Annotated in this window: 6 protein-coding genes; 5 read left to right on the forward strand and 1 reads right to left on the reverse strand. The window is 74.4% G+C overall.

From position 1 onward, the window contains the following. Window positions 1-265 precede the first annotated feature (265 nt). The 5 genes from ABZS51_RS15715 to ABZS51_RS15735 all read left to right on the forward strand — a co-directional run bounded on the left by ABZS51_RS15715 (window position 266) and on the right by ABZS51_RS15735 (window position 7152). A complete protein-coding gene (locus tag ABZS51_RS15715) occupies window positions 266-1384 on the forward strand; it encodes a hypothetical protein (protein ID WP_355440780.1) in 1119 nt (372 codons plus the stop codon). A 106-nt stretch (window positions 1385-1490) separates the two neighbouring features. Continuing rightward, window positions 1491-2483, forward strand: a complete 993-nt coding sequence (locus ABZS51_RS15720; protein WP_310711000.1) for a LacI family DNA-binding transcriptional regulator — start codon at window positions 1491-1493, stop codon at window positions 2481-2483. A 90-nt stretch (window positions 2484-2573) separates the two neighbouring features. Next, complete coding sequence (locus ABZS51_RS15725) at window positions 2574-3392, forward strand: sugar phosphate isomerase/epimerase family protein (protein WP_355440783.1); 819 nt, start codon at window positions 2574-2576, stop codon at window positions 3390-3392. Continuing rightward, on the forward strand, window positions 3389-4351 hold the full coding sequence (locus tag ABZS51_RS15730; protein ID WP_355440786.1) for an alkaline phosphatase family protein: 963 nt from the start codon (window positions 3389-3391) through the stop codon (window positions 4349-4351). The genes ABZS51_RS15725 and ABZS51_RS15730 overlap by 4 nt, the downstream gene beginning before the upstream one ends. Before the next feature lie 86 nt (window positions 4352-4437). Next, window positions 4438-7152, forward strand: a complete 2715-nt coding sequence (locus ABZS51_RS15735; RefSeq protein WP_355440789.1) for a PEP/pyruvate-binding domain-containing protein — start codon at window positions 4438-4440, stop codon at window positions 7150-7152. Between the two features lie 98 nt (window positions 7153-7250). Here the strand turns inward: ABZS51_RS15735 and ABZS51_RS15740 are convergent. After that, on the reverse strand, window positions 7251-7465 hold a 215-nt coding region (locus tag ABZS51_RS15740; RefSeq protein ID WP_355440791.1), incomplete at its 5' end, for a proprotein convertase P-domain-containing protein.

A 7465-nucleotide genomic window follows, 5' to 3' on the forward strand; every position in this document is an offset into this window, starting at 1 on the left:
AGGCACGGGGTTCGCTCCTCGTTGCTGGACTGCTGTCGGGCCCATGCTACTCGTCAGTAACTAGAACCGGGACGCGGGCGGATGGGAGTGGTGAAAGGGGAGGTGTATATGAGGTTGGGAACAATTTATGAGCTTGCTGTGAAATATCCGGACAAAGGCGGGTGGAATCTGTTAGGAAAGGTCGCGCACAGCTATGGACTAGAGAGGTCACAGAGTGTCGCGCGACGAGAACGATAGGTCGTACGAGGACGGTCAGTCACGGCCGTTGAACCCGGAGCTGACCGGCGACGTGCTGTCACCTCGGTACAGCAACGACGACACGGATGAGCAGCCGGCCATCGTGGTCTCGGGCAACGAGACGTACATCATGCCGTCCGACGGCGCGCCCCTTGAGCGGTATCCCCCGCAGGACGCGGCGACGCCGTACCCCTCGGAGGGGACGTCCTCGTACGCGCCGCAGGACGGCACGGCCCAGCACGCGGACGCCCTGTACAGCGACGCCCAGCACGCGGACGCCCTGCACGCGGACGCCCTGGACGGGGACGCCCCGTACGTCGACGCCCTGTACGGGGACGCCCAGCACGGCAACGCCGGGTACGGCGAGATCGAGGGCGGCGCCCACCGGGCGGACGGCGAGCAGGCGGGCTACGCGGACGCCGACAGCGGCTCCCACCGGCTCCAGGACACGGGCCCCCTGCAGGACGCGGACGACTATGGCGACCCCGCCTATCTCCCGCTCGACAAGGGTTACGAGACGTCCGCCGACGACGAGGACGGCGAGCCTCGGCGTGGCTTCCTCGGCTCCGGCTGGACCGACGCGAACCAGGAGAACCCCGCCGACAAGGAGGTGCGCCGCCGTACCAAGCTGCTGGTGGCCGCCGCGGCCGCCGTCGTCGTCCTCGGCGCCGGGGCCGGCTGGATGCTGACCGGCACCTCCTCCGACGACCCGTGCGCGACGGACCGCTGCGCCAGCGCGGGCCGCGTGAGCGCGCCGCCCACGTCGGCCGTCCCCGACCCCGAGGACACCGGCGAGGCCGCCGACGAGCCCGACGAGTCCGCCACGCCCGAGCCGTCCACGTCCAGCACGGTCGCCCCCACCCCGACGGCGGCCCGCGTCCGGGTCAGCCGCACCCCCGAGCCGCGTGTCACGCGGACCCGCGCCGTCGAGCCCACGACCCGCGCCACCGGCAGGGCCAGCCGGCAGCCGACGACCGTCGACGACGCCGCCACGACGCGCGACGACGACGTGGAGGCCAAGACCAGCGAGCAGCCCACCGCGCCGGTCGCCACGACGCAGGCGCCCCCTGCCACCACCCAGGCGCCCGCGCCGGCTCCGTCGGAGACGCAGAAGGGCCTGTTCGACATCCTGTTCCCGTGGAGCTGACAGGCTGAACGGCGCCTGATCTGGCCTCCCGGCGCCGGGCGTGTAAGGATGCGGACCCGGGGCCGGTCTGACAGACTGGGAAACCGCTTTCCGGGGAGGTCTCGTCGTGGTCACGCTGGAGGACGTCGCCAGGCAGGCGGGCGTCTCGCTCGCGACCGCCTCGCGGGTGCTGAACGGCAGCACCCGCCAGGTGGGCGCCGACCTGCGGGCGCGGGTCGAGAGAGCCGCCGACGAGCTGGGCTACCGCGCCAACATGGCCGCCCAGACGCTGGCCCGGGGCGCGAGCAACGTCATCGGCATCGTCGTCCACGACCTGACCGACCCCTACTTCGCCGCCCTCGCCGACGGCGCCATGCGCGCCGCGGCCGGCGAGGGCCTGCTCGTCATGGTCGGCACCACGCACCGCGACCCCGAGCAGGAGATCGCCTACGTCGCCACCATGAACGCCCAGCGCGTGCGCGCCGTCCTGCTGGCCGGCTCGCGCGTGGACGACCCCCAGACGACCGGCCGGCTGCGCCGCGAGCTCGAACGCTACCGCTCCAGCGGCGGCCGGGTCGCCTGCGTCGGCCAGGACCTGCTCGGCGTCGACACCGTGGCCCCCGCCAACCACGAGGGCGGCGCGGCCCTGGCCCGCTCCTTGGCCGGGCTCGGCCACACCCGCTTCGCCGTGCTCGCCGGACCGCCGCACCTGATGACCGCCCGCGACCGGTGCGACGGGTTCGTCGCGGCGGTCAAGGAGCTCGGGCTGCCGGAGCCGCGGGTCGTCCACGGGCCCTTCGACCGCGACGGCGGCTACACGGCGGCGGGGGAGACGGGCGACGCGACGTGCGTGTTCGCGGTCAACGACGTGATGGCCGTCGGCGCGCTGGCCGCCTACCGCGACCGGGGGACACGGGTCCCGGACGACGTCTCGGTGGCGGGCTTCGACGACATCGCCACGCTGCGCGACCACGTACCGGCCCTGACGACCGTGCGGCTGCCGCTGGCCGACATGGGCGCCCGCGCGCTGGAGCTGGCGCTCGCGGCGGGCGAGACGACGACCGTGGACCACGTAGCCGGCGAGGTGGTCCTGCGGGAGAGCGTGCGGGACATCCGCTGACGCCCGGCACCGGCACGCCCGGGACCGGCCGGCCACGCACCCGGGTGCGCGGACCACGACCACACACGGACGACACATGAGGGAGACGCGGTGAAGCTCGCGGTCAGCACACTCGGAATGCCCGGCGAGGGGCTGGACAGGGCGATCGAGGTGGCCACGGCCCACCGGTGCGACGGCCTCGAACTGCGCCTCCACCCCGACACGGGCGTCCACCGCGGCCTCACCCCCGAGGAGCGGCGCTCGGCGCGCGAGCGCGTGGAGGCGGCCGGGCTGGAGATCTCCGCGCTGGCCGGGTACGTCCGGGTGTGCGAGCCGGGCCCCGACGAGCCGCTCGTGGAGGCACTGCGCGCGGACCTGGAGCTGGCGGCCGACCTCGGCGCGCCAGGAGTCCGGGTGTTCCCGCGCGGCGACGACCCGGCCGTGGGCGCCCGCCGCCTTCGCGCCGTCTCGGACGCGGCCGCCCGTCTCGGCGTCCGGGTGCTCGTCGAGACGCACGACCTGATGCCGACCGGCGCCGCCGTGGCCGGGCTGCTGGAGGCGGCGGACCGGCCCGGGACGACCGGAGCCGTCTGGGACCTGCTGCACCCGTGGCGCCACGGCGAGACTCCCGCCGACACGCTGGCCGCGCTCGGGCCCTGGCTGGAGTACGTGCAGGTCAAGGACGCCGTCTCGGCCGAGGACACGACGCCGGTGCCCATGTGGACGGGCTCGGTGCCGCTGGACGAGGGCGGCGAGCTGCTGCGCGCGGCGGGGTACGACGGATGGGTGTCGCTGGAGTGGGAGCGGACCTGGTATCCGCAGGTGGCTCCGGTGGAGGAGATCCTGCCCGGCGCCGCCGCGTGGGTCCGCCGCTTCGCCCCCGCCTCCGGCACCGTGCCGGGGGATGCCGTGCCGGGGGATGCCGTATGAGGGACAAGGTGCTGGTCGTCGGGATGGACGGCCTGCGCTTCGACCGTCTGGTCGCGATCCGTCCGCCGGTGCTGTCGGCGCTGATGTCGACGGGCGCGTACGGCACCAGCACCCTCCCGTACGGCGAGCCCGAGGCGCCCCGTACCGAGTCCCCGGGCCAGGTCGTCCCGGAACACGTCGCCGAAGCGGACGCATCCAGCACGCTCATCCCCGCGGGCGCGGAAGGCTCCCTGCGGGCCATCCGGGCGCGGACCGACTCCGGGCCCGGGTGGGCGTCGATCGCGACCGGAGTGTGGCCGGACAAGCACGGCGTCGTGGACAACGGCTTCGGCGCCGAACAATTCACGCCTCCGCAGTTCACGAAATATCCGGACTTTCTGACGCGAGCCCAGGAGGCCCGCCCCGACCTCGTCACCTCCGCGTTCTTCTCGTGGGCCGCCCTCGCCGAGCACGGCGCGTTCGGCCCCGCCATCGGCACCCGGTTCGTGCTCGACGGGTACGCCCTCACCTGGAGCGTCGCCGACCGCCAGGTCGCCGCGGCGGCCCGCGAGCACCTGGAGCTCACCGGCCCCGACCTGTCGTTCGTCTACCTCGGCGACACCGACGAGGTGGCCCACGCCCTCGGCCCCCTCTGCCCCGAGTACGCCGACGCGCTCCTGCTCCAGGACGCGTACCTCGGCGGCTTCCTCGACGCCATCCGTGCGCGGCCGTCGTTCGGGCACGAGCGGTGGACGGTCCTGGTCACCACCGACCACGGCCACGTGGACGCGGGCGGCCACGGCGGGGTCTCGGGGGAGGAGCGGACGGTGTTCGTGATCGGCGCGCGGCTGGGCGAGGACCTGGGCGGCGTCCGCCTCCAGGAGCCGCGGCCCGTGGACGTAGGGCCCACGGCGCTCGACCGGCTCGGCATCGAGGTGGACCCGGCCTGGGACCTGGACGGAGCGCCTCTGGTGTTCTGAGGCCGCCGACGTTTCATCAGGTGTTGAATTTCTGCTCGCGAGGGACGACACTCGTGTCCAGAAGCTGAACACCGAGGGCGAGGCAGATGAACACGGCACTGGACTTCTCCGAGATCGACGCCGCCATGCTGGCCGAGGTGGGCGGAAAGGCCGCCAACCTGGGGGAGCTGACCAGGGCCGGGCTACCCGTCCCGCCCGGCTGGGTGCTCACCACCGACGCCTACCGCCAGGCCGCCGAGGCCGCGAACCTGGACGAGGTCGTCACCGCGGGCGGCGACGGGCTGGCGGCGGCGGCCAGGGAGCGCCTGCTCCGGACCCCGCTGCCCGAGCCGGTGGCCCAGGCCGTCATCGCCGCGTACGAGCGGCTCGGGAGCGGCCCGGTCGCCGTGCGCTCGTCGGCCACGGCCGAGGACCTGCCGTACGCCAGCTTCGCGGGGCAGCAGGACACGTACCTCAACGTCGTCGGCGCCGACGCCGTGCTCGACGCGGTCCGCCGCTGCTGGGCGTCGCTGTGGACCGACCGCGCCGTCTCCTACCGCGCGTCCAACGGCATCGACCACGCCTCGGTACGGCTCGCGGTGGTCGTCCAGGAGATGGTGGAGGCCGAGGTCGCCGGGGTGATGTTCACCGCCGACCCGGTCACGGGGCGAAGGCGGCGGGCGGTCATCGACGCCAGTCCCGGCCTGGGAGAGGCGGTCGTCTCCGGAGCCGTGAACCCGGACCGCTTCGTCGCCGACCCCGCCACCGGCCAGATCCTCGAACGCCGCCCCGGCGACAAGCGCGTGGTCATCCGCTCCCTGCCCGGCGGCGGCACGGAGCGCGTGGACCGCACCGGCTCCCCGGAGCTCTGCCTGACGGACGCCCAGGTCCGCGAGCTGGCCACGCTGGGCGCGCGTGTCGAGCGGCACTACGGCGCACCGCAGGACACGGAGTGGGCCATCGACGCGGCCGGCGCGATCTGGCTCACCCAGGCCCGCCCGATCACCACGCTGCACCCGCTGCCCGCCCCCACCCGCGACGGGCTGCGCGTCTACTTCAGCCTGAACGTCGCCCAGGGCGTCATGGGCCCGCTCACCCCGATGGGCCTGGCGGGCTTCCAGCTCACCGCGTCGGGAGCGGCGGGCCTGTTCGGGCGCCCCCCGGCGGACCCGAGGGGCGGGCCCGCGTTCATGTCCGTGGCGGGGGAGCGGCTCTGGCTGGACCTGACCACCGCCGTGCGCAGCCGCGCCGGCCGCGCCATCCTGCCCACGGCGCTGACGCTCGGCGAGGCCCGTACCGCGGCCGTGCTGAACGACCTGTTCGACGATCCCCGGCTGTCGGTTGTCCACACCTCGCGCCGGCCGTTCCTGAAGGGGCTCGCCCGCTTCGCCCGCACCGTCAACGCGCCGGTGCGCGTCCTGGAGGCGCTGGCCAGCCCGAGCACCGCCCTGGCGTACACGCGGCGGCTGGGCGAGCAGCTCGACCGGCGGCTGCGCGTTCCGGACGGCGCCACCCCCGTCCAGCGCATCGACCACGCGGAGCGCATGCTCCGCGGCGTCTTCCCCGCGATCGTCTCCGTCATGCCGATCGTGATCACCGGGTACGGGCTGTTCGCGCTGGCGTCGCGGCTGTCCGGGATGCCCATCTCCGAGATGCAGGGCGTGCTGCGCAGCCTGCCCGCCAACCCCACCACCGAGATGGACCTGGAGCTGTGGAACCTGGCCACGCGGGTGGAGCCGCAGCCGTTCCGTGAGCTCCCGGTCGGTGAGCTGGTGCGCCGCTACCGCGCCGGCGAGCTGCCGCCGAAGGCCCAGCGGGGCGTCGAGCGCTTCCTCCAGCGGTACGGCCACCGGGGCGTCGCCGAGATCGACCTGGGGCTCCCGCGCTGGTCGGAGGAGCCGGCGCACATCCTCGGCGTCCTGGCCAACTACCTGCGCATGGACGACCCCGGCGACCTCGCCCCCTCCGCCCTCTTCGCCCGGGGCGAGGAGGAGGCCCGCCGGGCCGTGGACGCGATCGCCGCACGGGCCGGGCGGCGCGGCCTCGCGCGGGCCGCGGTCACCCGCTTCGCGCTGCGCCGCACCAGGCGGCTGGCGGGCCTGCGGGAGCTGCCCAAGTTCTACCTGGTCAAGGTCCTCGCGGGGGTACGGCGGAGCATGCTCGTGGTGGGGGAGCACCTGACGGCCGCGGGGCTGCTGGACGAGCCGGGCGACGTGTTCTTCCTCCGCTTCGAGGAGGCCAGGTCCGCCCTGGCCCTGACGCCGCCCACCACGTCCGGTACGGCTCCCGTCCCGCCGGGAGCGCCGGCCGGGTCATCCGGAGCGGCTCCCGCCTCGGAGGAGCCGGCGTCGTCCGGGCAGGGGCTGCGGGAGCTGGTGACGGTCCGCCGGGCCGGCTACGAGCAGGAGGCGCGGCGCCGCCACGTGCCCCGCGTCATGCTGTCCGACGGCACCGAACCGGAGGCCGTCGCCGCCGCCACCGCCCACCCGTCCGGCCCGCCTCCCGAGGGCGCGCTCACCGGCACGGCCGCCTCGGCCGGCACGGTCACCGGCCCGGCCCGCGTGGTGCTGGACCCGGTGGGCGCCCACCTGGAGCCCGGCGAGATCCTCGTCTGCCCGTCCACCGACCCCGGCTGGACGCCGCTGTTCCTCACGGCGGGCGGCCTGGTCATGGAGATGGGCGGCGCGATGTCCCACGGCGCGGTGGTGGCCAGGGAGTACGGCATCCCGGCCGTGGTCGGAGTCCCGGACGCCACCCACCGCATCACCACGGGCCGCCGGATCACGGTCAACGGCGCCGCCGGCACCGTCACCCTCGACTGAGCCAGGTGCGCATCCGCTTCCCCGCGATCACCGAAAAGATCCGGCAGTGAAAGCGGCTGCCCGCGACAGGTGCGCGGGCAGCCGTCCGGCAGGTGCGTCTACAGTGTCAGGGTCCATCCGTTGATGTAGCCCTTGTCGCCCTTGGCGAGGTCCTCGGCTTGGAGTTTCCAGGTTCCGCTGGCGGGTGAGGCGCTGGCGTTGACCCAGTAGTTCTCGTTGATGTTGTCGGTGCCGTCCTTGGCGTCGGGGGCCCGCAGGGGGTAGATCTTGCCGTCCGGGGCGATGAGGTCGAGTTTCAGGTCGCCGCGCCAGG

The organism is Nonomuraea sp. NPDC005501 (assembly GCF_040605905.1).
Taxonomy (GTDB): domain Bacteria; phylum Actinomycetota; class Actinomycetes; order Streptosporangiales; family Streptosporangiaceae; genus Nonomuraea.

Bases quoted from the DNA above. Each gene is read 5' to 3' on its own strand.
- ABZS51_RS15730 (WP_355440786.1), top strand. From the start codon at position 3,389: ATGAGGGACAAGGTGCTGGTCGTCGGGATGGACGGCCTGCGCTTCGAC.
- ABZS51_RS15735 (WP_355440789.1), top strand. From the start codon at position 4,438: ATGAACACGGCACTGGACTTCTCCGAGATCGACGCCGCCATGCTGGCC.